At 57.9% G+C, this 24,702-nt stretch carries 21 protein-coding genes; 13 read left to right on the forward strand and 8 right to left on the reverse strand.

The window, feature by feature from the left end:
• Nucleotides 1-21 precede the first annotated feature (21 nt).
• From BCF11_RS17915 to BCF11_RS17935, 5 genes are all read left to right on the forward strand, one after another.
• Nucleotides 22-663 carry a LysE family translocator gene (locus BCF11_RS17915; RefSeq protein WP_098495946.1) on the forward strand — a complete coding sequence of 214 codons (642 nt, stop codon included), beginning with the start codon at nucleotides 22-24 and terminating at the stop codon, nucleotides 661-663.
• 116 nt (nucleotides 664-779) lie between these two features.
• Nucleotides 780-1,718: a hypothetical protein gene (locus tag BCF11_RS17920; RefSeq protein WP_233212527.1), complete on the forward strand. Its 939-nt coding sequence runs from the start codon at nucleotides 780-782 to the stop codon at nucleotides 1,716-1,718.
• A 156-nt stretch (nucleotides 1,719-1,874) separates the two neighbouring features.
• Complete coding sequence (locus BCF11_RS17925; RefSeq protein WP_098495947.1) at nucleotides 1,875-2,087, forward strand: hypothetical protein; 213 nt, start codon at nucleotides 1,875-1,877, stop codon at nucleotides 2,085-2,087.
• Nucleotides 2,088-2,176: 89 nt separating this feature from the next.
• The gene (locus tag BCF11_RS17930) at nucleotides 2,177-3,415 is read left to right on the forward strand and encodes a glutamate carboxypeptidase (RefSeq protein WP_098495948.1); all 1,239 of its coding nucleotides are present in this window, start codon (nucleotides 2,177-2,179) and stop codon (nucleotides 3,413-3,415) included.
• Between the two features lie 538 nt (nucleotides 3,416-3,953).
• A complete protein-coding gene (locus tag BCF11_RS17935) occupies nucleotides 3,954-5,045 on the forward strand; it encodes an alpha/beta fold hydrolase (RefSeq protein WP_233212528.1) in 1,092 nt (363 codons plus the stop codon).
• A 77-nt stretch (nucleotides 5,046-5,122) separates the two neighbouring features.
• On the opposite strand, the gene BCF11_RS17940 is transcribed toward BCF11_RS17935, so the two are convergent.
• The 5 genes from BCF11_RS17940 to BCF11_RS17960 form a co-directional block, all read right to left on the reverse strand.
• Nucleotides 5,123-5,914 carry an MBL fold metallo-hydrolase gene (locus tag BCF11_RS17940; RefSeq protein ID WP_098495950.1) on the reverse strand — a complete coding sequence of 264 codons (792 nt, stop codon included), beginning with the start codon at nucleotides 5,912-5,914 and terminating at the stop codon, nucleotides 5,123-5,125.
• A 294-nt stretch (nucleotides 5,915-6,208) separates the two neighbouring features.
• Nucleotides 6,209-6,799, reverse strand: coding sequence for a hypothetical protein (locus BCF11_RS17945; protein WP_098495951.1), 591 nt, complete (start codon nucleotides 6,797-6,799; stop codon nucleotides 6,209-6,211).
• 100 nt (nucleotides 6,800-6,899) lie between these two features.
• The gene (locus BCF11_RS17950; protein WP_098495952.1) at nucleotides 6,900-8,135 is read right to left on the reverse strand and encodes a hypothetical protein; all 1,236 of its coding nucleotides are present in this window, start codon (nucleotides 8,133-8,135) and stop codon (nucleotides 6,900-6,902) included.
• A gap of 32 nt (nucleotides 8,136-8,167) precedes the next feature.
• Complete coding sequence (locus tag BCF11_RS17955; protein WP_158229225.1) at nucleotides 8,168-10,966, reverse strand: DUF3857 domain-containing protein; 2,799 nt, start codon at nucleotides 10,964-10,966, stop codon at nucleotides 8,168-8,170.
• Between the two features lie 296 nt (nucleotides 10,967-11,262).
• Nucleotides 11,263-11,718 carry an Lrp/AsnC family transcriptional regulator gene (locus BCF11_RS17960; RefSeq protein WP_098495954.1) on the reverse strand — a complete coding sequence of 152 codons (456 nt, stop codon included), beginning with the start codon at nucleotides 11,716-11,718 and terminating at the stop codon, nucleotides 11,263-11,265.
• A 122-nt stretch (nucleotides 11,719-11,840) separates the two neighbouring features.
• Here BCF11_RS17960 and BCF11_RS17965 point away from each other — a divergent pair, with 122 nt between their 5' ends.
• Nucleotides 11,841-12,371 (forward strand): alpha/beta hydrolase, encoded by a 531-nt coding sequence (locus BCF11_RS17965; protein ID WP_098495955.1) that lies wholly within the window; start codon nucleotides 11,841-11,843, stop codon nucleotides 12,369-12,371.
• 36 nt (nucleotides 12,372-12,407) lie between these two features.
• Here BCF11_RS17965 and BCF11_RS17970 read toward each other — a convergent pair whose 3' ends face one another.
• On the reverse strand, nucleotides 12,408-13,868 hold the full coding sequence (locus BCF11_RS17970) for a cytochrome-c peroxidase (RefSeq protein ID WP_098495956.1): 1,461 nt from the start codon (nucleotides 13,866-13,868) through the stop codon (nucleotides 12,408-12,410).
• Between the two features lie 492 nt (nucleotides 13,869-14,360).
• On the opposite strand from BCF11_RS17970, the gene BCF11_RS17975 reads away from it, so the two are divergent.
• Both BCF11_RS17975 and BCF11_RS17980 read left to right on the forward strand, forming a co-directional pair.
• Nucleotides 14,361-16,229 carry a phospholipase C gene (locus BCF11_RS17975; protein WP_098495957.1) on the forward strand — a complete coding sequence of 623 codons (1,869 nt, stop codon included), beginning with the start codon at nucleotides 14,361-14,363 and terminating at the stop codon, nucleotides 16,227-16,229.
• A 160-nt stretch (nucleotides 16,230-16,389) separates the two neighbouring features.
• Nucleotides 16,390-18,210 (forward strand): alkaline phosphatase family protein, encoded by a 1,821-nt coding sequence (locus BCF11_RS17980; RefSeq protein ID WP_158229226.1) that lies wholly within the window; start codon nucleotides 16,390-16,392, stop codon nucleotides 18,208-18,210.
• 189 nt (nucleotides 18,211-18,399) lie between these two features.
• On the opposite strand, the gene BCF11_RS17985 is transcribed toward BCF11_RS17980, so the two are convergent.
• Together BCF11_RS17985 and BCF11_RS17990 are read right to left on the reverse strand one after the other, a co-directional pair.
• On the reverse strand, nucleotides 18,400-19,287 hold the full coding sequence (locus BCF11_RS17985) for a LysR substrate-binding domain-containing protein (protein WP_098495959.1): 888 nt from the start codon (nucleotides 19,285-19,287) through the stop codon (nucleotides 18,400-18,402).
• The gene (locus BCF11_RS17990) at nucleotides 19,287-19,727 is read right to left on the reverse strand and encodes a hypothetical protein (protein ID WP_143751367.1); all 441 of its coding nucleotides are present in this window, start codon (nucleotides 19,725-19,727) and stop codon (nucleotides 19,287-19,289) included. Before BCF11_RS17990 ends, BCF11_RS17985 begins: the two co-directional genes overlap by 1 nt.
• A 45-nt stretch (nucleotides 19,728-19,772) precedes the next feature.
• On the opposite strand from BCF11_RS17990, the gene BCF11_RS17995 reads away from it, so the two are divergent.
• The 5 genes from BCF11_RS17995 to BCF11_RS18015 all read left to right on the forward strand — a co-directional run bounded on the left by BCF11_RS17995 (nucleotide 19,773) and on the right by BCF11_RS18015 (nucleotide 24,640).
• Entirely contained in the window at nucleotides 19,773-20,876 is a 1,104-nt protein-coding gene (locus tag BCF11_RS17995; RefSeq protein ID WP_098495961.1) for a PotD/PotF family extracellular solute-binding protein, read from the forward strand.
• A gap of 2 nt (nucleotides 20,877-20,878) precedes the next feature.
• The gene (locus BCF11_RS18000; RefSeq protein ID WP_233212530.1) at nucleotides 20,879-21,739 is read left to right on the forward strand and encodes an ABC transporter permease; all 861 of its coding nucleotides are present in this window, start codon (nucleotides 20,879-20,881) and stop codon (nucleotides 21,737-21,739) included.
• 2 nt (nucleotides 21,740-21,741) lie between these two features.
• On the forward strand, nucleotides 21,742-22,581 hold the full coding sequence (locus BCF11_RS18005) for an ABC transporter permease (protein WP_098495963.1): 840 nt from the start codon (nucleotides 21,742-21,744) through the stop codon (nucleotides 22,579-22,581).
• Between the two features lie 55 nt (nucleotides 22,582-22,636).
• Entirely contained in the window at nucleotides 22,637-23,737 is a 1,101-nt protein-coding gene (locus BCF11_RS18010; protein WP_098495964.1) for an ABC transporter ATP-binding protein, read from the forward strand.
• A 150-nt stretch (nucleotides 23,738-23,887) separates the two neighbouring features.
• Complete coding sequence (locus BCF11_RS18015) at nucleotides 23,888-24,640, forward strand: transporter substrate-binding domain-containing protein (RefSeq protein WP_233212686.1); 753 nt, start codon at nucleotides 23,888-23,890, stop codon at nucleotides 24,638-24,640.
• Nucleotides 24,641-24,702: the final 62 nt, after the last annotated feature.

A 24,702-nucleotide genomic window follows, 5' to 3' on the forward strand; every position in this document is an offset into this window, starting at 1 on the left:
CCAAACCCGAAAGCCCGAGCGATGAATACCCAGACTATCCTCACCTTCACCGCGATGGCAGCCCTGTCCATCCTGAGCCCAGGACCGTCCATCCTGCTCAGCCTGCGCAACGGCGCCACTTACGGCCCGCGTTCGGTGATGTGGTCCGGCCTGGGCAATATCTCGGGCGTGTTCTGCCTGTCCACCGCAGCGATACTCGGCCTCGGCGTCTTGCTCAAGTCATCGGCCCTGGTGTTCGGTGTCGTCAAGCTGATCGGCGCCTGCTACCTGTTCTATATCGGTGTACGCCACCTGATCGGCCGCGGCACGGTGCTTGCAGTCGAGGCGGGAAGTGGGCAGGATGAAATCCCGCCGCAGCGCCGCAAGCTGTATCGCGAAGCCTTCTTGACCGCGGCAACCAATCCCAAGGCCGTGCTGTTTTTCACTGCGCTGTTCCCGCAGTTCATCAGCCCGAAGGCCGCCTTGCTGCCGCAGTTCCTGATCCTGATGGCGATCTTCATGACAATCTCCTACAGCACCCACCTGAGCTACGCCTTCATTGCCTCGCGCGCCCGCGGTGTGCTGCTCAAGCCCTTGTTCGCGAAATGGCTCAGCCGCTTCGTCGGCGCCGCTTTCATTACCTTTGGTTCGCTGTTGCTGACGTTGCGGCGGCAAGCGGTGTAAACACAGGTTTCAGGCGGGGAGGGCATATGGTTTGTTGCCAGAGCCGCCCCGCTTTTGGTCAAGTATCGAACTGATAGAATGGCGCTCGTCACTATTGGAGCCGATATCTCATACCTATGAATTCCCACTTCAAACACCTGTTGCTGTGTGCCGCCATCTCCCTGCTGCCGCTGGCGCATGCCAATGCCGACACCACCGTGTATTCCATTGACAAGGTACGCGGCGCGATCAAGAACCGCGATGTCCGTGCCGCCTTCGACCGTGAAATGAGCGGCGCGCCCTTGCCGGACGGATTCGGTGTGCAATTGCCACTGGGCTTTAGCAAGAGCCTGCTGGCGGCGCAGCTTGCGCCTGGGAGCGACCCGGCGCGCGTGGTGCTGGCCGGCGCCAAACCGTGGCCGCAGCGGCCGGGCTGGTATGTAGCGGTGGTATGCCTGGCGGCTTCACCCGCACATGCGGAGCAGGCCTTGCAAAATCCGGTATCTTCCTGCGACGGTTTCCGCGACGGCCAGGACAATGAAATCCGGTTCGGCGTCTTCGAACGCAGTAGCGAGGGGACGCCGCGCCTGATTGCTAGAACCGAGGAAGCCGTCGCTGTGCCTACCGACTGGGGCTCGACCAACATTGACGCGCCTCAAGCCATAGGCTCGGAGGATGGCAAGGGGCCGGCAACCGGCCTGCCGGACAACTGGCAACGCTTCGATCTCGCCCCCTACCTGCTGCGCGGCGGCGACTATGCCTTCGGCGTGCGGGCCGGATGGTTCGAAGGCTATGCCGGCGGCGGCGCCTCGTTCGAAGCTTTGTATCTGTTCCACATCGACGGCACGTCGTTGCGCGTGGTGTTGGCCCAGCCTATGCTGTTCAACAAGATGATTGCCGGCGACTGGCACAAGGATGGCACCCGCAGCCACGACGTTTACTACGGCAGCAACGCGCTCAGTGTCCTGCCAGGCATGAGCCATGGCTTCCATGATCTCCAGTTGCGCGAACAGGGCGGCAAGTGGCGCCAGACCTTGCGCTGGTCGGAAAGCATGAAGGCTTACCAGGTACAGTGAGTAGCCAGGAATTTCAGGCTCGGGCAATAAGCGTCAAAGACAAATCCCGGAAAATATGTCACTGTAAGGCGCAAGCGCGATTTCATGTCTGCGTGCGGCCGTGAATTGGCAACGTGTCGGCAGCAAGGCAAAATTTGAACCGAAGCAGGGGAGACTATGAAGCTGACATATTGGGTGGCCGCAAACCTGGAAGGCGACAAGACCGACGCCATCATTGCCAGAACCAAGCACGACTGCGAACAAAAAATCCTCGCCTACGGCAGTCCGGCAGAATACGCCCAGCCGGTAAAAAAATCCTTCCTCTACGAAGACGTATTCGACCTGTTCGAGATGGCCACGGCCAAAGACGGCGGACGCGGCATGGGTTAGCGCCTCTGTGCGCTCGCGACTGGCGCGGCCTTTCGCCGGGCGGGCTATAGCATTTTCGATAGCATCAATAAAATAATATAGGAGACACCATGAGAAAAAATGCAATGCTCACATTGCTGGCGGCAGCTTCATGCTTTATCTGCTCGACCGGTTTCGCGCAAGCAGACGATGCGCTGATGACCGCTGCCAACAAGAAGAAGCCGGAATTCGTGCGCGATCTCGCCACCCTGGTGAATATCGATTCCGGCACCGATGACGCCAAGGGCCTGGGCCAGGTCGAGACTTTCCTTGCACAGCGCCTCAAGGATCTCGGCGCCAAGGTCGAGATCGTCGCCGCACCGCCCTCGGCCGGCAAAATGGTGCTCGGCACGCTGCAAGGCAAGGGCACGAAAAACATCATGCTGATGATTCACTTTGACACCGTGTTCGGCGTGGGCGAGGCCGCCAAACGACCGTTCAGGGTCGAGGCCAACAAGGCCTTCGGTCCCGGCGTCGCCGACGCCAAGGGCGGCGCCCTGATCGTGCTGTATGCGGTCGACCTGGCGCGCGAGCGCGGCATCGATGGCTACAAGACCCTCACCGTGCTGTTCAACCCGGATGAAGAAAAGGGCTCCGCGGGTTCACGGGAAATGATACGCAAGCTGTCCGCCGACCAGGACTACGTGCTGATCTATGAACCGCCTGAAGCCGAGCGCGTGACTGTCTCCACCAACGGCATCGCCCACGTCAACCTGAGCGTCAAAGGCCTGGCCTCGCACGCCGGATCGGCGCCGGAAAAAGGCCGCAACGCCGCCATCGAAATCTCCAACCAGATCGTGCAATTGAAGGACCTGGGCGATCCTGCGAAAGGCACTACCGTCAGCTGGACCGTCATACAGGCCGGCGACAGGGCCAACATCATTCCAGACAAGGCCAGCGCCATCGCCGACATGCGCATGTCCGACCTGAGCGAAATCGCCCGCGTCCAGGCCGATGCCGACAAGATCGTGCAAAAGAAACTCATCCCCGGAACCGAGGTCAGCGTCAAGGTCGAATACGGCCGGCCGCCGTTCAGCAAGAACCCGGCCAGCGATCACCTGGCCGCCGTGGCCGACAAGATCTACAAGGAACTGGGCAAGTCCATCGTCCCGGTCGGCATGCGCTACGGCACCGACGCCGGTTTCGCCTACAACCCCAAGAGCGGCAAGCCGGTGGTGCTGGATGGCATGGGCATCGTCGGCGACCGTATCCACTCGTCCGATGAATGGGCTGACCTCGATAGCGTGGCGCCGCGGCTTTATCTCACTACGCGCTTGCTGGAAACTTTGGCGAAGCCGGATAGCGAATAGGCGACGATGAGAGGCTGGCTATATAAATATCAAAACCGTAACCCGGTTTTTCGTCGCGCTTAACACACGCAGCTAACTGGGGTCAGAGTGAATTTTCTGCGCGCTTTTTGCAGAAATTTCACTCTGACCCCACTTAGCGGGCCACGGAGTACATGCCTCGTCTATATGAACGCCTCCCGTTTGCAAGGTTTTCGTATGTGCTGATGGACAAGATGGGTTGCAGTTCTATATCCGGCCTTATTGCAACCTGATACGCTGCGGGCCGTCATGGATACATTGTGTGATCCTCCCCGCCGAGATCGCTTTCGAGCGCCGTCAAAAATGCAATCCGTCGCCTCACCAAGCAGTCCATCCACGGAAAACAGCAGGCTGGAATAGCGCCGATTGACCGTCACTGATCTCCTATTTACCATGCCGCTTAGTCTGTTAGCGGTGCTGCAGGCACTACGGAAACGACATGACCCGAAAAAATACCATTGACCACCAATCTGGAGCGACAGGGACTATGAACATGTTTGGGAAAAAAATCGCAAAATTATTGATACCATTTCTAATCCTGGCGACAGCCGCCGCCGGCAGCATGGGCAAGGAACCAGACGGTCGGGAAGTCGTCGCCGACCTCGGAAAGATCGTTAATCCCCAGGGCGTGCAAGAGAACTACAAAGTGAAGATCGGCGGTGTCGACCAATGGCTGTATGTGCGGGGGCAGGACCGCGACAATCCCATCATTCTTTTCATCCACGGCGGCCCGGCATCGCCCAGCGCGCCTACGATGTGGATGTACCAGCGCCCGCTCGAGGAATACTTCACCGTCGTCAATTACGACCAGCGCGCCTCCGGCAAATCCTATCTCGAAACCGATCCGGACAAGGTGCGCGACAGCCTGCACATAGACCAGTACGTGAACGACGCCATCGACATCGCCCAATACGTCAGCAAAAAATATGGAAAGAAAAAGGTGATCCTGGCCGGCCACAGCTGGGGCACCATCGTCGGCATGAAAGCCGCCCTGGCGCGGCCCGACCTGTTCTACGCCTATGTCGGCATCGGCCAGGCGATCAACGTGCGCGAGAACGAGCGCATCAGCTTCGAATTCGGCCTGGCGCAGGCGCGGAAAGAGGGTAATCAGGCCGCCGTGAAGGAAATGGAAGCCATCGCTCCCTATCCAGGCGCCCAGCCGATCACCCGCGAACGCATCATCATTGCGCGTAAATGGGCGCAGTACTACGGCGGCCTGGCGGCTTACCGGAGTGATTTCGGCTACTACTTCAATGCGCCGCTACTGTCGCCGGAATACGACCAGAAAGCGACCGCAGCCATCGACCAGGGCAATATGCTGACGCTGGGCGCCGTGCTGCCGGAGTTTCTCGAAGTCGATCTCAAGCCCGTAGTCAAATTCCCGATACCGGTCATCATGTTCATGGGGCAGCACGACTACACTACGCCATCCCAGCCGACCGAGGAATGGCTGAAGAAAGTGGATGCGCCCTACAAGAAGGGAATCTGGTTCGAGCACTCCTCGCATCTTGTGCAGTTCGAAGAGCCCGGGAAGATGCTGCTGAGTCTGCTGACCTATGTGCGGCCGCTAGCAACGGGCAATGCTGTCGAACTGCCAAAATCATCGCCTTGAGCGTCGCCGCGGCGAATTTTTCTGTTCAGCCGCAAGGCAAGGCTGGCCCGCCGGGAAAGGAAATGCCGGACCCGGCCTTACTCCGGCAACAGCCAGTTCCTGGGCAAGCTGTAGTGCTGCTCGCTCAGCAAATCGATGCCGCATTCCAGATGCTCGACCCAGTCGATGAAACGGGCCACCATTTCCGGCCCCTTGAACATGCAGCCGTGCTGAGGCACGATACACTGGATATCCAGCTGCCTCACCATCGCCGCCCACAGGCGGCAGGCGCGGTTACCGCTCATATAACGCCGGTGGAACGATTGCATGCTGCGCAGGTGGGCCGAGAAATCGCTCACCGGCTGTGCCGCATCGGTATTGCTGACCATCGACGCCCCCAGGTCGCCCGAGAACAGGATTTTGCTGACCGGATCGTAGAACTGGAAATTTCCTTCGGAATGAAGGAAGTGCGCCGGCAGCGCCAGCACCTCGCTCTGGCCGATCTGGATGCGGAAGCCGTCGTCCGGGATGGAAATGATGCGGCCGGCGGTTTTCCCCGCCGGGCAAAAATGCGGAATGAAACGCGACCAGAGTTTGGAGATGACCACCTGGCATTCCGAGCCAGTCAGCCAACGGCCGACCGAGGCGACGATGTCGGGGTCGGCATGCGAGGCCAGGATGTATTTCAACTCCTTCGGGGGGAAGAAGCGGCTCAGCGCGATGAACAGCTCGTTGTAGGTCATCTGGCCGCCGGGGTCGATCAGGGCGCCTTGGCCGTGGTCGTAGATGAAGAACTGGTTGGTCTGGACGACTTCTCCTTCATCTTCTTCGACCAGGTCGGAAAACATGACGCAGACATGCTGGCCATTATTGAAGAGCTCGGTTGCCATTGATTTTTCAAGTGGAATGAATAATCGATGAGCGTAGTACGGAGCGTGGTTATCATTCCTTGATAAATATCAAATTGTTTGCAGCTTGTATGGAATTGAGGACATCATGCTTTGATCCTCGTCTGAAATAAGAAAATTTCGCCAAGCGTCGGTGCAGTATGTTTTTGCCTGCACGTCACATTTGCACTAAATATCCTGAGAAGGAACAGATTAAAGGGAGGGTAGTCGGGAGACGCCGGGCTGTTTGCGTCAGACAAAAATATCCTCCGGCATTTCCTGAAGTCCGTCCGGTAGTCAAGACCCTTGGCGCAACGCGTCAATTAGCGCATCACGATATCCAGGATCCTTTTCATGGAATTCCAGCCGTCCCTTCTTCAGGTCGATATTGACATAAACCTCTGCATAGGCCGCCTCAGTCTTTCCTTCAAAAAAAAGCTTCATCTTTACCGGGCCGTTGTCAGGTAAAGCGGGATCGCCCTGCAGGCTAACCGCCTGGAATTCGATTTTCTGCGCCATAGGGAAATCATTCGCCTGAATGCCGTAAAGACGCGCCAGAAGGGCGAGGAATCTATCGCTCTCTTTTCCCAGGCTGCGTAATCGTATGCCGCCCCAGGATGTCGAATAAACTCTATTGCCATTACTCTGTTGTTTCCAGGTCGGCAAAATGTCGATTGCGAAACCAGCCAATTCTCCATCTATCATGCCTGCGGCATGGGCGGTCAGGGCGGTTGAGAAGCTTGCCTTGGCATCAGTCATCGTCAGATCCAAGTCAACAAAGCCACTGTCCTTGATGATTGCAATGTCAGCGATGCCGGGTGCGGCCACTGCCTCCGTTCCCTGGCTGAAAATGATTGCAGCGAAAGCGATAAGTCTTAAGAATTTCATTGTGTCCGAACCTGCCAGGTTATATGACGTCGTTAGAATTTACTTGGGGAACCAGGTTCTTTGAACGCAAATGCCGCTTTTGAGTGGCCGCAGAGAGGACTTAGCGCATCGACTGCAGCGATTTTTTCTTGCGGTTGCGCGCGTCCTGGATGAGCGCGTTTTCCTGTACGCTTTCGGCGTTGATCTGAGCGATCAGGGTGTGATAAATATCCAGGTCCGCCGTGTCGGAAAATAGCAATGCGTTATCGCTGACAGTCACTCTTCCCAGGCGCGCTTCGGCAAAATCAAGTACGCGCTGATACAGGGCAATCAGGGATCGCTGATTCTCGCCGTACCGGATATTGTCGTCAACTGACTCGGCATAACCTTCTTCCGCGCCATGCAAAAGAACTGCCTTGTATTTGGACGGCAGCGCTACCTTGCTTAATTTCTGGACGTAGGTCTTGTGCCGGTCCTCGGACGATTGCAGGAGCTGATCCAGGCCGGCGCCCATGCGGACAAGCTTATCCTTGCCTTCGGCGATGCCGGCCTGCGTCACCAGATTTTGCGGGCTTAACAAGGTTTCATAGCCAATTTGCTGCAGTTCTGCCCGATAGCGGCTCCCGTCTGCTTTTGACTGCAGTATATTGTTCATGATGATTGCGGCGATCTGCTTGAAGAGATCTCCCTGCGCATCCTCGGGTACAGGAGTGAAGCTCACGGGAGTACTATCGCCGGCCGTAGTTGTCAATTGGGAGTCAAACTCTTTCAACAGCGGAGCATACGCCTTTCTCATCCGCTCCAGAACAATGTCCTCTCCCCATGTGTGTAACATGGCGCCGGCTTCTGCGCTTGCCTTTGACTGCAACTGGGAAAATGCGCGGCCGGCGGAGCTCTGGTAGAACGACATGAGGGTCTGTTGTTCAAACGGGGAAAAATGCGCTGTTTCCAGTGTTACCTTTTTACCGGCGCTGATCTCGCGCACCATGGCGTTGACCGTCTTGACTCCGACAGGGGATTCAAAAAAATTGGCCGAGGCTTGTGCGACGTCCTGGGGATAATATTTGACATACACGGATGTCAGTTTGTCGACTAGCTGGTCGGGCGTGATCGAATCCATGATCTGGCGCAGGAATTTTTCGCTTTGAGGATCTTCCTCCATCATCAGGTCGAAACCCTTCTTCATTCCTATCCGTGTCAGGGTGTCTGCATGAAAGCTGATCAGCATGCGACGCACCTCTGCCTTTTGAGCAGCCGTTGCCTGCTGAGTTGGCCGTACTGTCTGCTGCGCCTGCACAGAGGAAAGCGTGGCGGTAAATGCAAATGCAATGAAGGCGGCGTAACGCAAGAGTTTCATAGACTCAGTCCGAAAGTGTCGTTGATTTAAATTTACTTCAGTCGTGCGAGCTCGTGGCGCGCGGCCAGATGATAGGGACTGTACAGCACGCCCTTGTCGACCGAGTGCTGGAAGTACAGACGCGCCTTGAGTTTGTCGCCGGCCAGCAGATAATGCTGGCCGAGATAGAAATAGGCTTCCGCCAAAGCCGTTTCCAGATCGCCGCCGCTTTCCTTGTGCGCTATCCTCAGCATTGCCTCAGGCGTTTTCTGGTCTGACAGCATCGCCAGCGCCGTGCCTGGCCAATCATCCGCCGCGTCTGCCGCCAGTCCGGCGCTGAAGCGTTTGCCGGCGCGCTGCGAGGCGAGCGTGCTCCAGATGGCCGCACGGACTTTATCATTTGCGCTGGTGGCGGGGCCGGCTGCCTTTGCGAAATCGTTGATGGCGGCGTCCTGCTTGCCCAGATAGAAATTGGCGATGCCCCGTTTCAAGAAAGCGCCATCATCGGACAGACCCAATGTCATCGCCCGCGAAAAATCCTGCTCGCTGGCTTTGAAATCGCCGCCCGCCAGAGCCACCTCTGCCCGGCAGCGCAAGATCTCAGGCGCATTCGGTTGCCGGCTGACGGCGTTCTGGATGTCGGCCGCCGCTTCTGCATTGCGGCCCAGGTAGGCTTCCGCCCGCGCCCGCTCGCATTGGGCGGCGCTGGAGTCGCGTCCGGTGAGCTTGGCGTCGGCGATCTGCTGCCCCGTGTTCTTGACGATTTTTTCCAGGCGCTCGACCACCACCTGTTTGAAGGGCAGGTCGGAAGGGATATTGGCATTGGAGTTTTTCAGGTCGCTTTGCTTGATGGTCGCTCCTGCCTGCATGATAGCGCTGGCTTTATTGAGGTCCGTCAGGAAGGCTGCTGTCTGCGCTGCAGGCACGCGGTCGGCCAGCATTTTCAGCTCAAGCGTCACCTTGATCAGTTTGCCGGTAAACGACAGCGACTCGGACAAGGCGAATCCCGTGTTCTGCATGGTGCTGTGGGATGGCGTGTAGCGGCCGTCGAATTCATCTGGCAGCTCGACTTCCAGCTGGTAGCGATTGATCGAAGGAAAACCGGGTACAGCCACAGGGGAGTTGCGGTTGCTATTGTTCGGCAGGTAAAACAGGCCACGCAAGTTGTTGGGTTCGTAGCGCAGTCCCCATTTGCCGGCCGAGGCCTGGAAATAATCGCGGATGCGGAATTGCAGATCCACGGTGATGCGGTTGCTGTTGCGCTCGTCCGTGATCTTTGGATCATCCAGCATGACTGCATCCGGATAGCGCTTTGAAATATTACCTTCATAAAATTTACGCAGTTGCGCAGCGCTATGCTGTGCCACGCCTTCGCGCATTGCTTCCGCATCCACGCCCGCATATTGCAGCTTGACCGACATCACTACCGGTTCGTCCATCTTCTTGACGGTGACGTGCTCGGTCCTGGTGTTGGTGATCAAGTCGTCGTTGTCGGTGGCGGCGATGCTGATCAGCCTGTCTGCGCCAGGCGTGACCACCAGGGCTTGGGAGTAGGCCAGCGCCTGGCCCATGCGTTCCAGTTCGCCGGTCTGGCCGAGGCGGGTGGCGTCGAGGAAATAGGTCTTTCCTTCCACTACGGCGCGTACGATGGCGTGATCGAACAGTTGCGGACTGGGCAGCATTTGCTCCAGATCTTTCTTGTAGGAGGTGGCCACCAGCACTGGCGAGGCGTCGATGCCGAGCTGTCTCAGCATGGTTACCAGCAGCAGGGACTTGTCCTTGCAGTCGCCGTAGCGGCGCGCCAGCACTTGCTCCGGTGGGTAGGGCTTATGCGAATTCTCGCCCAGCGAGACCGACAGATAACGGATGTTGTTCTGTACGAATTCAAGCGCCTTGGCGACCTTTGCCGACGGCGTGCTTTCCTTGCGGGCCAGGGCGAGCGCCTCGTCGAGGGACGCCGGAGCGGTGTTGACGGTGAACAGGGCATCGGCCCACTGGTTGACGTCTTTCCACGATTCGAATTCGGAGAACTGGACCCAGCGCAGTGCCTGGTAATCCTTCGGCATGAATGCCTCATAGTCGATCACCGGCAGATCGTTCGCTTCGAAGCGAACGATGCGCCGGCCGTTAGCGTGCGATTCCTTTGCCTGCGGCGGATTTTTCTGGTCGGCGCCTATGACGCGGTACTGGATATGACGGTCTTCCGGCGCGTTCAGCGTAATCCGCCGTTTGAGCGTAGGAAACACGTTGTCCCAGAACGCGGCGTCAAAGAAGCGATTGCCAAACACAGGATTTTTTCCGATGATCGAGTAGGCGATTTCCAGCGTGTCGCCGGCGCGCACATCATTGATCACGATTGCCGCGGTGACCGAACCGCCATAGATGCCAGAATCGAGCTCAGGCTCGCGCCGCAGGAAGCGGATATCAGCTTCGTTCTGCTTGTCGAGTATCTGGCCGCCGCGATGCACGCGCAGCATATGCAGTTGCACGTGCTGGTAATCCGGCTGGAAACTGATTTCGTATTGCCCTATGCGCGCAAGCGCCGATGCTTCATTGGCTTGCATGGCGCGATGGGTGAAGACGGTGGTCTGCTGGTCGACGTAAAAGTAGACGTCGCTGAGACGCATGGTTAGCGGACTCGTATCCTTCCCACTCGGGATAGCGGTAATTTTATCGACCCAGTCAGGTATCGGCACGTCTTTAGCAAATGCATTTTCTGCAAATTTATCGCGTGCCGGCGCTTGCTGGGTCGGTGCGCCCAGTACAGACGGCGTCTCGCTGGAAGCAGCGGCGGCCAGGCCGGATAAAGCAAACAGAAAAAGGACGACAAGACTTCTTGACAATACTGTCATTCGATTCGGAAACACCACGCTCATACCCCCCTGTTTTTTGCACCATGTTTTTAAACTGCGCTGTGTGCAAAATTATCCGCATATGCTGCCATGGAAGTGTCAAAATTGCAATGTGGCAAGTGTTGTTTTGACACTTGCTCACATTTTGGCTGATCCTTGTCATTCATTCATTGGTTTGCGGGGCTTGCATCAATCGAGAGACCAGCAGCGTGACAGTTGTCATCTCCAATCTCACACTAAAAAAGTAGAATGGCGATGGATTCGCACAACGAATGTCAGGTTAGAGTTAATTCGCATTAAGAGGTGTTTCTGATGTACTTTTGCGGATAACTAGCCAGCACAATAGAGGTCGTCACTGGCCCGAATTTGGCAAGCGCATCGATGGTCGCCTCCAGCTGCGCCATATGCTCGACCACCACCCGCACCACAAAACAATCCTCGCCCGTAATCCGGTGCGCCTCGATCACCTCGGGTAGCGCTTCGAATGCCTTCAGGCACTTGGCGATCTGGGCGTGGCTGGTGCGTATGCGGATGAACGCCGAGATATCCCGGCCCACCAGCCTGTGGTTGATGCGCGCGGTATAGCTTTCGATGACGCCTTGTTCTTCAAGCTGCCTGATGCGGGCGGTGATGGCGGGTTGCGACAGGCCGACTTGCTTTCCCAGCTCTGTGTTGGTGATGCGCGCATTGTCCTGGAGGATTTCCAGAATCCGCCAGTCCAGCTTATCCAATTCCATTGACTTAGGTTTCATCAGCAGATCCCACGGTTTTCGATCAATTCTTCAGGATTTACTTGTAAAATCATTTGTTCTGCCATGTTGCCCGACTTCCCTGGGTTTTACAATAAAGCCAGTTCACCAAGGAGGTTTTGCAGATGGATTACCCTGTTCTCATCATTCCTGGTCACGGCGATTCCGGGCCTGCGCACTGGCAGAGTTTGTGGCAAGGGAAGCAGTCCGGATGGGCGCGCATGCAGGTCGATAACTGGGATCATGCGGTCTGCGGCGACTGGATAGCAGCAATCGAAAGGGACGTTGTCCGTTTGGGGAAAGATACTATTCTGGTGGCGCACAGTCTAGGATGCCTCGCAGTTGCGCAGTGGGCTGCCCGATACGCCTCGCCGATTCGAGGGGCTTTGCTGGTCGCTGTTCCCGACCCTGCGGCGCCGGCCTTTCCGCGCGCCGATGCAATTGGCTTCTCGCCCTTGCCGATGCAGCGCCTGCCGTTCCCCAGCACTGTGGTTGCCAGCAGCGACGACCCGTATGCCAGCGTCGCCTATGCACGTGCTTGCGCTGATGCGTGGGGCAGCCGGTTTGTGGAGGCCGGTGCGCGCGGACATCTGAATGCGGGCAGCGGCCTGGGGGATTGGCCGGATGGATATCAGCTGCTGCAAGAAATGGCTTGATCTGGCCTGGCGGCATGAGGCAATGGCAGCATTGCCTTATTTGCCGGCGATCTGCTTGCCATCTGGCCGATAGCCGTCATTCAGCGTCTTCAGGAACACCACCACATCCTTGATCTCATCATCCGTCAGCGCAGGCGGCGCTCCCGCCTTGCTGTCGAACGGCGCATCGGTCACATCGACATTGGCGTGATACGCCGCGGGCAAATCGTCGTATTTGTTCAGCTTGCCATCCTTGCCGCGCGAGTACCATTTTTCCGGCTTGGTTTCGCGTTCGACGTAAAAATGCACGACCTCTTCCAGCGAATGAAACACGCCATTGTGAAAATACACCTGGCGGGTGGCGGCGTTGCGCAAGGTCGGCGTCTTGAAGTAGCCGCAGTAATTCAGCTGCTGGGCCGCATCCTTGCGCCACGGGCCGCACATGCCGAGGTCGAAATATTTTGGATCGCGGTTGGCCAGGATAGCTTTGTTGCGCGGCGCCGCCAGCGCTTCAAACTGGTAGTCTGTAAACACCGGCGGGAAGCGGCCGTCGCGCGAGGTTTTTTCGATGTGGCAGGTGGCGCAGTTTCCTTTCTTCGGATCTTTGAACAGCTTGAGTCCGCGCATTTCCTGTTCACTCAGCTGCACCTGCTCGGCCAGGTAGTAGTCGTACTTGCTGTCGTAAGGATGGAAGCTGCGATCCTCTTTCTGGTAGAGCGCCAGTGCGTAATAGGCTTCACCCAGCGCCAGGTTGGGCGAGGTGAACACGGCCGGGCCAAACAGCTGCAGCATGTCCTTGGCATAGGATGCGGCCTTGAGCTTTGCCAGCAGTTGCGCGGCGCTCTTGTTGGCCATTTCATTCGCCGCCAGCAAGGGGCCGCCGGCCTGGTCCGTCAGGTTGGTGGCCCGGCCATCCCAGTCGAAGCCGCCTTGTGGCACCACTTCCTGCACGGCTGCTCCCGGTTGCAGCGTTGCCTTCGCTACTGCCTGAGCGGGAGATGCAGCGTTGGTCTTGGCCTCAGCTGCCTGCAGGACGGCGCCTTTGTCGTCTTCATCGGGCTTGGTGTCGGGGCCGATGGAGAATGCCGGCGCGTGTTCGTGATAACGCAGCGACGGCACTGCGCGTCCTCCCTGGGCTTGCAGATGCATGCCGCCCAGTTGCACCGCCAGGCCGTTGGCTGGCGCATGGGCATTGTCCGGATTGTGGCACGAGGCGCAGGACAGCTTGCCGGATGCCGACAGGGATTTATCGTTGAAGATTTTTCGTCCGACCTCCGCCACGGCGCTTAACGGCGCCGCCGGTGCATTCAGGCGCGCCAGCGCTGCCTGGGAAGGTGCTACAGGGGCTGCGGGCGCAACAGCAACGGGCGCAACAGCAACGGGCGCAACGGCAGCGCTGGCCTTGTCTTGACGGTCACAGGCGCTCAAGAAAAACGCCAGCGTTGCGAGCGCGAGGATAGCTGTGCGTGGCGATGCTGAAGCAGCGAGAGCAGGGTGCGGCTGAAACCGGATTTTCATAAAGGCTCAAGGACGTGCAACGGTGGGGTTTCCAGCGCAGTCGACAGCGCCTGCGAGCGCATGCTGTGCATCTGGATGAAAACCGTAACCCGACACAATAGCGCCGAAATATTTCAACTTGATGAAATCGCAGGCTTTGTCATTAGAGCCGATCCATCAGTTGAGGAAACCTGCAGGTCATCATGCGGTAATAAGCCGACCCTACAATCCAGCTCCGAATGTTTCTCAGTGGAATTGACGCTGTGTCATTTCTCGACTGCCAGGCAGTATCCGGCAAGCGGTATTTCAACAAATATTGGCGTGAGAGAAAGCTGCATGGCGCGCTAATGGACTATCGGACTATCGGACTATCGCAATTGATCATCAATAAAGAGTAATGCGGGGCGCACTGCCTGGGCCAGGGAGCAGGGTTATTGGCTGACGACCTTGTTGCCGCTGGCTGCCAGTCGGACGCAACCGCATTCATCACAAAAAACTACATCAGGAGCCTTAATGAAACTGCATTCAAGATTTGCGGAGCATCGCTTCGCGAAGCCGGCGCTTACGCTGGCCATCGCCGCCGGCCTGCTGGGCGGCTGCAACTCCGGCGGCTCGTCGTCGGGCGTCACGGTATCGTCGGCGTCATCGAAAACCGCCACGCCTATCCAGCACGTGGTTGTGATCTTCCAGGAAAACGTCTCCTTCGACCACTATTTCGGCACCTATCCAAACGCCGCCAATCCGGCCGGCGAACCGGCATTCACTGCCGCTGCCAATACCCCGGTCGTGAATAACCTGCAAACGCCGCTGGATGTCACCAAGAGTTTCGCGGCGCTCAGAGTACCGAGCCTGCTGACAGCCAACCCGACCACGCTGAACACCGGCAACGGCGTCAACGCCATCAATCCTTTCCGTCTCGACCGTTCGCAAGTCGTCATCGCCGACCAGGATCACGATTACCAGGCAGAGCAGATGGGCTTCAACGGTGGCGCCATGGACCTGTTCCCGGCTTCGCTGGGCGCCGGCAACTCGGCCGCGCCGCAAGTGCTGACGCCGCCGCTCAACACCAATGGCCTGACCATGGGCTACTTCGACGGCAATACCGTGACGGCGCTGTGGAATTATGCGCAGCACTATGCGCTCAACGATAACTCCTTCGGCACTACGTTCGGGCCGTCGGCGCCGGGCGCGATCAACCTGATTTCCGGCCAGACCAACGGTGTCATCGCCACCAACCTGTCAGCCAGCCAGACCGGCAACTACGCCGCCGGCGACGGCTATTACGGCGAACTGTCGAGCGACGGCGCGGGCGGCATCAACCTGTCCGGCGACGCCCAGCCTTTGAACGACGCCTGCATGACGCGCGACGCGGCGCAGCTGAGCGGCAAGAACGTCGGCGATTTGCTCAACGCGGCGAACGTCAGCTGGGGTTTCTTCCAGGGTGGCTTTGACCTGACCGTGACCAATGCGGACGGCAGCACAGGCTGCAACCGCACCACCACATCGGCAATTACCGGCGTCGCCAAGAAGGATTACATCCCGCATCACCAGCCGTTCCAGTACTATGCCAGCACACAGAACCTGAAGCATGCCCGTCCAAGCGCCGTAGCGGCCATCGGCAATACCTTGCAGGCAGACGGCAAGACGCTGGATCCGGCCAACCACCAATACGACATCCACGACTTTTTCGATGCAGTATCGGCTGGCAATTATCCTGCGGTCAGCTTCCTGAAAGCACCGGGTTACCAGGACGGCCACGCCGGCTATTCCGATCCGATCGATGAGCAAGCCTTCGTCACCAAGGTCATCAACTTCCTGCAGCAGCAACCGGGCTGGAGCAACACGCTGGTAGTGATTGCCTATGACGATTCGGACGGCTTTTACGATCACCAGGCCAGCCCGATCCTGAATCCGTCGTCCAACACCACGGCCGCCGCCGCTTTCAGCAGCAACGGCCTGACCGCGCCAGGCGTGGCGGACATGCTGAACGGTCCAGGCGTATGCAAAACCAATGGTCCGGGTTCGCTGCAAGGCACGGCGACCGCGCTGTCCGGCGTCTCCGGCAGAACTGGCGCCCAAGGCCGCTGCGGCTACGGTCCACGCCTGCCGCTGCTGGTGATCTCGCCGTATGCCAAGACCAACTACGTCGACCACACGCTGACCGACCAGACCTCGATCCTGCGCTTCATCGAAGACAACTGGCTGTCCGGCCAGCGCATCGCCGGCTCCTACGACGCGATTGCCGGTACCCTGAACAACATGTTGAACCTGAGCGCCGCACCGAGCACATCGAAGCTGATCCTCGATCCGACCACCGGTCAGCCGACTGCCGGCTCGACCAGCAAAGCCGCCGTGGTTGCGGCTGCATCAAAAACCTTGTAACGGAATACTGCCAGCTTCCCTGACCGGTCTGCATGACGGATGATCGCTCAGGGCGGCGTGCAGGACCTGGATGTAGATCGCCTGTCCCTTGCCGCCATGGCTGCGAGGGGCGGGCTTTTTTTCGGCCGCACGCAAAGACGTTCAACCAATGGAGAATGTGATGAGCTTAAAGAAAAATAGTTTTTCGACGCTGTTTGCCGGCCGCATGCTGAATGCGGTGCTGGCCGGCGTGACGCTGCTTGCCTGCACGGGCGCGGCCCAGGCTGCAGGCAGCGGCAACCTGATCGTCAACGGCGGCGGCGAAACCGGCGTCTGCGCGACCGACTGGAAAGCGGTTAAAACCGTGCCGGGCTGGCAGGTATTGCTGGGCAATCCGACGCTGGTTTGCTATTCGGTGGCAAGCTTCACCACGCCATCCTCATCGGCCGCCGGCAATGCCTTTATCGCCGACGGTCCTTACGGCGACTCGGCACTGATGCAGACCATCAGCGTGTCTGCCGCCAGCAGCGCGATCGATACCGGCACGGTGACTTATTCCCTGTCCGGCTGGCTGGGTGGATATACCGTGTATGCGGGGCAGGCGGTAGTCACCGCAAGCTTCCTCGACGCTGCCGGCAAGGTGCTGGGCAATCCGGCTGAACTGTCCGGCGTCACCGCCAGCGCGCGCGGCAATGCCAATGCCTTCATCGCCAAGTCGAACAGCGGCACGGTGCCGGTTGGCACGCGCTCGATTGCGGTGCAGCTGCAGTTCATCAACACCTCTGGTTCCTACAACGTCGGCTACGCCGACAACCTGTCGCTCACCTTGTCGACGCCCGTGCCGGCGCCAGCCCTGGCAGCGCCGGCATCGACGGTGCCGGCCTTCGACCATGTGTTTTTCGTGATGATGGAAAACACCGATTACTCGCAAGTGATAGGCGACGCCACCAACGCGCCGTTCATCAACTCGCTGGCGCAAGGCGGCACCTTGCTGACCAATTACAGCGGCGTCTACCATCCCAGCGACGAGAACTACCTGGCGGTCTCGGGCGGCGACACCTTCGTCACCGGCGCCATTTATTTTCCGAACATCAAAGTCGGCGCCAGCCACATCGGCGACCGCCTGGAAGCGATAGGAAAAACCTGGAAAGCCTACGAACAAGGCATGGGCACCCCGTGCAACACCAAGAACAATGTCGACAGCTATTACCAGCCGGACGACGCGCCGTTCATCAACTACACCAACATCTCCGGCAACCCGACCCGCTGCGCGGCGCATCTGTTCGATACCACCCAGCTCAGCACCGACCTGCAGTCGGCAGCCACCACGCCGAATTTTTCCTGGATAGCGGCCGACGACAACGCCGATGGCGAAGCATCAGGCAATGGCTCCGCCAACAGCCTGCAGGTGCAGGACGCTTGGCTCAAGCAAACCTTGCAGCCGATATTCGCATCGCCGGCATGGACCAATGAGCGCTCGCTGCTGATACTGACCTGGGAGGAATCGTCGGGCAGCGCCGCCAACCATGTCGGCGCCATCGCCTACGGTTCGCAGGGGCTGGTCGGCAGCGGCGCTCTCAGTAGCGCAAGCTACAACCATTACAGCGCCGGCCGCACCATCGAAGGCGCGCTCGGAATCGCCCCGCTGACCGCCAACGATACTTATGCCCAGCCGATCAACGACGCTTTCACGCCGAACGCAAAAGCCGCGGCTTCGTCGTTCAGCGCGGCCATGCCGAATGTGCAGCAGGGGGAAAACATCGCGTTCAACTTCAGCACCACGCTGGCCAACACCAATTCGTCCAACTGGGTTGGCATCTACCCAGTTGGCAGCAGCCCGGGCGCCAACAGCGCAACGATGTGGCAATACGTGGCGGCGCAAGGCGGCGTGACTTCGTTCAGCACGGCGTCGCTGGCGCCTGGCGCTTATACGGCGTGGTATTTGTACAATGGCGGTTATACCAAGCTGGCGGGACCGGCTACTTTCGTCGTTAGCCAGTAAACGTGAAGCGCTGTTCCATACCTCTGGAATGAGAAGTAGCTGATACGGCAGGCGTATCAGCAAGATGACGGAGGCGGCCATTGCCTCCGTCTCTTCCCTGCCTTATCGGATGCGCGACAGATTCTGGAATGCATTGTGCGCGATAAGGAGGGAGCGTGAAATATCAAGCTATGGGAAAACCGGTTTTCATTAACTGCCGATTGCCGGTGCTCCGCAATACTGGCTGATCCAGGTCCGGAAGGTCGTTATTTTTTCTTGATTGGCGACACTGTCCGGGTACACGAAATAGTAGCTTTCTCCGGGCATGATGCAGTCGAATGGCTTGACCAGGCGCTGCATTTCCAAATCATCGCTGGCCAGCATGCAATCGCCGATGGCCATGCCGAATCCTTGCGCTGCAGCGTTGACCGCAAGATCCAGCGTATCGAAACTCTGGCCGCCGTTAGCGTCGACATTCTTGATGCCGGCGTAGTGCAGCCACATTTCCCAATCACGATGATCGCGGGTCGGATGCAGCAAGGTTTGCTGCGCCAAATCCTCCGCTTGCCATCGAGGCTTGTCCTTAAGCATGGACGGTGCGCACATTGGCGTTAACTGTTCGGTAAACAGCAGCAGTGAATTGGTGCCGCTGCCGGATGGCGCGCCATACACAATCGCCGCATCAAACGGTTCGCGCTGAAAATCCACACTGTGCTGCAAGGCGGTCGTTACCTGAAGCTGTATATCTGGATGCTCGGCCTGGAACGACATGATCTTAGGGTAAATCCAGCGCATCACGCAGGTCGGCACCTTCAATGCCAGATCGGTGCGCTGACGCGTCAATCGATTCGAGATTTCTTCCAAGCGAGAGAAACTGTCCCGTACCGCCGGGAGTAGCGACTCGCCTTCGGCCGTCAAGGTCAGGCCGCGCGGGTGCCGAACAAATAGCGGGAATCCGAAGTATTCCTCAAGTATCAGTATCTGACGGCTTACCGCTCCTTGGGTCAGGCACAGGTGGTCAGCCGCGCGCGTGATGTTTTGGTGGCGGGCGACGGTCTCAAATACTTGCAATGCATTAAGCGGTGGCAATCTGCGCATCAGCGGCTCCAAGTCGACCCATCAGTAATATGCATGGGTAGCATGATTTTATTTCGATTGTAAGTCACTCGGCGAACGATGAGAATAATATCCAATAAAAGAGTGCGATGGTCACCCAGGTGGCATACGACACAACTAATGAATTTCCTCATGCTAGAGAGAAACAAGATGCCAGACACATCTAACCCGCCTTGGGCCAAGGCTGCCCCGGTTCCACCAGCCCGCCATGTTTTGCGCGCGCTCTTGCGAGAAGAGCCATGCGCGACCGCTATCTTGTCTGTCGCTATAGCTGGCTGAACACAAAAAAACACATCGCCATTAGTTTTTTTGGTAGTAAATCCATTAGTTAAATTAATGCCTCTGAGCATGTTCAGTTGCGTATTTTGCATAAACACGTGCTTTCGAAGCGGCATCATCCTTAACGGTTGAGAGATTGCCAAGTTGTTTTCATCAAGTGTCCCACTCACAAACAGCAGGAGTTAGTCATGCAAGATACGAGCATTAAAAACATCAAGCGACGTCAGGTCATTAAAACAATTGGCGCATCGATTGCCGCATCGACTGTCGCGGCTCCGTTTGTGAACGTGGGTGCACAGGAAAAGAGCTTCAGCGGAAAAACGTTGCGCTTCCTTACCTGGTCTGACGATACCGGACTGGCCGCATTGCGCAATATCGCCGCCAGTTTCTCTGCCAAGACCGGCGCCAAGATCATCGCCGACCGGGCCGATGGCACTTCCGGCATGGTGGCCAAGTTGAAGGCTGCCGGCAGCAAGCCGCAATATGACGTGATCACCCTGGCGGGCGTAGGCGCTTCCGGACTGGGCGACGCCGGGCTGTTGATGCAACCGGATCTGGCGCGCTTGCCGAATCTGAAGGATGTGCCGCAACAGTATCGCAGCGGCGCCAATGGTTTCGGCGTCGGTTACCTGTTGTGGACCGACGGCCTGATATACAACACCAAGACCATGAAGGCGGCTCCAGCATCCCACGAGGCGCTGTGGGACCCGAAATACAGCGGCCGTATTTTCCTGCCGCCGCCAAGCTGGGTCGAAGCAGTCGATCTGGCGATCATTGCCGCACAAATGTCCGGCGGCTCGCAAAGAAGTATTGAGCCGGGTTTCAAGAAGCTGGAGCAACTGAAGGACCGTATCATGCTGCTCGGCGAAAATCCGAACCAGGTTGCAGAGCTGTTCCGCACCGGCGCCTTGGATCTGGGCGGCATTTACTCGCCGGCATTCTTCCCCGCAGCGATCAAAAAGCCTGAATACAACATGGGCGTGACCTATGACATGAAAGAAGGCTTTGCGGCGCAGCTCATGTACACCGTGATCCCGAAATCGCATCCGGGCGATCTGGACCTGATCCATGCTTTCATCAATCACTCGCTTGATCCGGTGGTGCAAGGAAAAATGGCTGCCGATGTGCTGAACGGGCCCGTGAATTCCAAAGCCATCGTGTCTGCCGATGGCAGCCGCTTTGTCCCGAGCGCGCGCCACATTGCCGAAAAGGCTTTGATCCATGACGACAAAGCACTGTCGGTAGTACAAAGCGAATGGGTGCGCCGCTATACCGAAATGTTCTCGGCGTAATCATGATGCTGGCGAGAAACTCCCATACCCGCGCATGGCTGCTGCTGCTACCGGTGCTGCTATTCCTGGCAGTGCTGGCGGCAGCCGCGCTGGCAGTGCTGCGTATGAGCCTTGGCTCCAATGGCAATGAATGGAACAGTTTTTCGCTGGCCAGCTATGCCGACCTGATCAAGCCGTACTACGTGAAATCGGCCCTGCTGACCATGCGCCTGGCATTCCAGAGCACGGTGGCGGCAGTGCTGCTGGCGATCCCGGTAGCGATTGCGATGGCGCGCGCCAAATCGAAATTGGCACGGCGCTTGCTGCTGACTGGCGTGCTGTTGCCGTTGCTGGTCAACCTGCTGCTGCAAAGCTATGGCTGGCTGATCATTCTCGGCCCTGCGGGCGTACTGAACAATACCTTGCTGTCGCTTGGCATCGTGCAGCGGCCGCTGCAATGGCTATATCGTGAAAACGGCGTCTTGCTTGGGCTGATACAGACGGCTTTTCCCTTAGCTGTGCTGCCGATGGCGAGCGCAATGAAAGCGGTCTCCAGCACCTACGAAGAAGCTGCCGCCACGCTAGGCGCAAGCCGTTGGCAAATCATGCGCGACATCCTGTTGCCAATGGCGATGCCGGGAATTCTGTCGGGCGCCTTGCTGGTGTTCGCCTACAACGCCAGCGCTTTTGCAGTGCCGCTGCTGCTCGGCGGCCGGCGCGTCAACATGCTGGCAGTGCTGGTGCGCGATCAGATTGCACCATTGCTGAACTGGCCGGGGGCATCAGCCGCCGGCGTCGCATTGATGGTGGCGACATTGGCTGTGATGGCGCTGTCGCAGAAACTAGTCCAGCGTTCACAGCGCATCGCCGGGAGTGCGCAATGAAAATGATGTCAATCGCTAATCGCATCCTGCCTGGCCAGCTGACCCGCTTTACCGGTGTCCTGGCGACCACGGTGCTGCTGCTGGCCGCGCTGCCGATCATGACCATGATCGTCATGTCGTTCAGCGCCTCGGACACGCTGGCTTTTCCGCCATCCGCTTACAGCCTGCAATGGTACCGCTCGGCCTGGCAGACCTTTGTGTCGCCGGACAGCAGCGACGTGCTGTCGATGGGGCAGGCGCTGGGCACCAGCCTGATGGTCGCAGTGGCAACCATGCTGATTGCCGCGGCGGTCTCGATTCCTGCCGCCTACGCGCTACATCGCTTCGATTTTCCCGGCAAGGGCATCGTGGAACAGTTCATCGCGCTGCCGATGGTGTATCCGCTAGTGATGTTGGGAATCTCGCTGTTGCTGGTATTTGACTATTTCCCGGTTGAGTTGGGCTTGTTCCGGCTGGTCATCGCGCATGTGATCCTGGCGTTGCCGTTCGCCGTCAAAAACTGTTCCGCATCGCTGGTCGGTATCGGACCGGAATATGAAGAAGCCGCATTTCTGATGGGCGCCAGCCCGCTGCGGGCGATGTTCGACGTCGTGTTTCCGCTGATGCGCCCTGGAATACTGGCGGGCATGCTGTTCGCTTTTATCGTGTCCTTCAATGAATTCACGGTGACGTTTTTTCTGTATGACGTTAACAGCATGACGCTGCCGGTCTGGCTGTATAGCCGCACGGTATCGTCATTGGATCCGACGGTGTTCTCGTTTGCCGTGTTTATCGTGCTGATCGACTTTATCCTGATCTGGCTGCTTGAAAAACTGGTTGGCGAAGAGGGTGTGGCGATGTAAATGGAAGCGACATTGCGTAAGCCGAAATTGAAGAAATGCAGCCAGGAGAAACACCATGAGCAATAGTTTAGTCATCGAAAATATTTGCAAGCAGTTCGGCGCAGGACCAGGCGCGACGCAAGTGGTCAAGAACATCAATTTGACCATCCCCGAAGGCAAGATGGTGTGTTTTCTGGGGCCATCGGGCTGCGGTAAAACTACTTTGCTGCGCATGATCGCCGGCCTTGAAATACCGACCAGTGGCCGTATGAGCATGGCCGGCCGCGATCTGACGCCGGTGCCCGCCAGTCAGCGCGATTTCGGCATGGTGTTTCAATCGCTGGCCCTGTTTCCGCACATGACCGTCGCTGCCAACATCGCCTATCCCTTGAAACTGCGCGGCATGGACAAGGCAGCGCAAGCAAAGCGTGTCGACGAATTGCTGCAGCTGATTCAACTGCAGCACATGACGAATCGCCCGGTGGCGCAGTTGTCGGGCGGTCAGCGGCAACGGGTAGCGATTGCACGGGCTCTGGCGTCGGCGCCGAAACTGCTGTTGCTGGATGAGCCGCTATCGGCGCTCGATGCCAAATTGCGCGAAGCGATGCAAGTAGAGATCCGCCAGTTGCAACAGCGTCTTGGCATCACTGCCATCATGGTCACCCACGATCAGCGTGAAGCAATGACGATGGCCGATGTCATCGTGGTGATGGAGCACGGAAGGATTGCGCAGATCGGCACGCCGCTAGAGGTGTATCGCGATCCTGTGAATGAATTCGTCGCAGATTTTATCGGTCTGGGAAATATTCTCCCGGCGCTTCCTTCCGGACCAAACAGCGTACAGCTGGCGGGAGGCCAGCGGATACAGGTAGAGGCATCGGACAAGCCGGCGCGCCAGTTTCCCGCCGGACAGGAGATCCGTCTGCTGATACGCCCGGAAGACGTGTGCCTGCAAATGGATCAGAAAAATCATGCGGCTGAAAATTGCATCCCAGGCGAAGTCGCATTCATCCGCGACGTCGGTTCGTCATTGGAAGCCACGATCAATTGCAGCGGCTTTGAACTGACTATCGCTGCCAGTCCGCGCGATGTGCCGGGCCTGAAGCTCGGCATGTCCGTGATGGCCAGGCTGCCCCCGCATTCTTGCAAGCTGATCGACGCTAGTCCGCGGCACTAATGAATGATTTATCCGATTTTTACCATTTCCTGTTCGAACAGTAATCGTTTCGCAATGATTCAAAAATTCACTTAAAAGGACTTCCCCATGTTTTCCCAAACTAAATTCGCCATGGTTTTTGGCAGCCGCCTGTTCAAAGCAAGCAGCGCCATGCTGCTGTGCGCCGGGCTGCTGCATGCAGCGCCTAGCCAGGCGGATGTCATCGACAATATCGTCAAGTCGGGCACCGTGAAAATCGGCGTATTCATGGACTACCCGCCATTCGGTTCCATCGGTCCGGATATGAAGCCGATCGGCTATGACATTGACATGGCGGTGATCATCGGCAAGGCGTTAAATGCCAAAGTCGAACTGGTGCAAGTCACTGGAGACAATCGGATGGCCTATCTGGCCGGCCACAAAGTGGATCTGCTGCTGTCGGTCGGGCAAACGCCGGAGCGCGCCAAAGTCATCGATTTTTCCGATGCCTATGCACCTTACTACCTGGCGGTGTTCGGCGGCAAGAAGCTGGCGGTCAAGTCCGAAGGCGATCTGGCTGGAAAAACCATTTCCGTGGCCCGCGGCACCCTGGAAGATTTAAGCATCACCAAAGTTGCGCCGGAGAGCGCGAATATCAAGCGCTTCGATGATCCGAACGGCGCAATTTCCGCCTTCCTGTCAGGCCAGGCGCAGATGATGGTGGTCGGTAATGATGTCGGCGCCACCATCATGGAAAAGAATCCTTCCACCAGCCTGGAGCAAAAATTCCAGCTGTTCAGCTCCCCGGATCACGTAGGACAAAACAAGAACGAACCGCGCTTGATGAAGAAGGTTAATGACGCCATCGTTCAGGCGAAAAAGGACGGCAGCCTCGACAAGCTCTCGAAAAAATGGCTGCACGTTCCGCTACCGGCTAATTTGTAATCGAAGTCTGCTTTCGGCATCAGGAAGCTGTCCACGACCCTGCCGCGCAACAAGATCGTGCG

This window comes from Collimonas sp. PA-H2, assembly GCF_002564105.1.
Taxonomy (GTDB): domain Bacteria; phylum Pseudomonadota; class Gammaproteobacteria; order Burkholderiales; family Burkholderiaceae_D; genus Collimonas.

Coding starts and splice junctions, on each gene's coding strand:
- BCF11_RS17950 (WP_098495952.1), bottom strand. CDS start 8,135: ATGAAACTCTTGCGTTACGCCGCCTTCATTGCATTTGCATTTACCGCC.
- BCF11_RS17985 (WP_098495959.1), bottom strand. CDS start 19,287: ATGCGCAGATTGCCACCGCTTAATGCATTGCAAGTATTTGAGACCGTC.
- BCF11_RS17975 (WP_098495957.1), top strand. CDS start 14,361: ATGAAACTGCATTCAAGATTTGCGGAGCATCGCTTCGCGAAGCCGGCG.
- BCF11_RS18000 (WP_233212530.1), top strand. CDS start 20,879: ATGATGCTGGCGAGAAACTCCCATACCCGCGCATGGCTGCTGCTGCTA.
- BCF11_RS17955 (WP_158229225.1), bottom strand. CDS start 10,966: ATGACAGTATTGTCAAGAAGTCTTGTCGTCCTTTTTCTGTTTGCTTTA.
- BCF11_RS17920 (WP_233212527.1), top strand. CDS start 780: ATGAATTCCCACTTCAAACACCTGTTGCTGTGTGCCGCCATCTCCCTG.
- BCF11_RS17925 (WP_098495947.1), top strand. CDS start 1,875: ATGAAGCTGACATATTGGGTGGCCGCAAACCTGGAAGGCGACAAGACC.
- BCF11_RS18015 (WP_233212686.1), top strand. CDS start 23,888: ATGCTGCTGTGCGCCGGGCTGCTGCATGCAGCGCCTAGCCAGGCGGAT.
- BCF11_RS17940 (WP_098495950.1), bottom strand. CDS start 5,914: ATGGCAACCGAGCTCTTCAATAATGGCCAGCATGTCTGCGTCATGTTT.
- BCF11_RS17915 (WP_098495946.1), top strand. CDS start 22: ATGAATACCCAGACTATCCTCACCTTCACCGCGATGGCAGCCCTGTCC.
- BCF11_RS17980 (WP_158229226.1), top strand. CDS start 16,390: ATGAGCTTAAAGAAAAATAGTTTTTCGACGCTGTTTGCCGGCCGCATG.
- BCF11_RS17945 (WP_098495951.1), bottom strand. CDS start 6,799: ATGAAATTCTTAAGACTTATCGCTTTCGCTGCAATCATTTTCAGCCAG.
- BCF11_RS17930 (WP_098495948.1), top strand. CDS start 2,177: ATGAGAAAAAATGCAATGCTCACATTGCTGGCGGCAGCTTCATGCTTT.
- BCF11_RS17960 (WP_098495954.1), bottom strand. CDS start 11,718: ATGAAACCTAAGTCAATGGAATTGGATAAGCTGGACTGGCGGATTCTG.
- BCF11_RS17970 (WP_098495956.1), bottom strand. CDS start 13,868: ATGAAAATCCGGTTTCAGCCGCACCCTGCTCTCGCTGCTTCAGCATCG.
- BCF11_RS18010 (WP_098495964.1), top strand. CDS start 22,637: ATGAGCAATAGTTTAGTCATCGAAAATATTTGCAAGCAGTTCGGCGCA.
- BCF11_RS17995 (WP_098495961.1), top strand. CDS start 19,773: ATGCAAGATACGAGCATTAAAAACATCAAGCGACGTCAGGTCATTAAA.
- BCF11_RS18005 (WP_098495963.1), top strand. CDS start 21,742: ATGATGTCAATCGCTAATCGCATCCTGCCTGGCCAGCTGACCCGCTTT.
- BCF11_RS17965 (WP_098495955.1), top strand. CDS start 11,841: ATGGATTACCCTGTTCTCATCATTCCTGGTCACGGCGATTCCGGGCCT.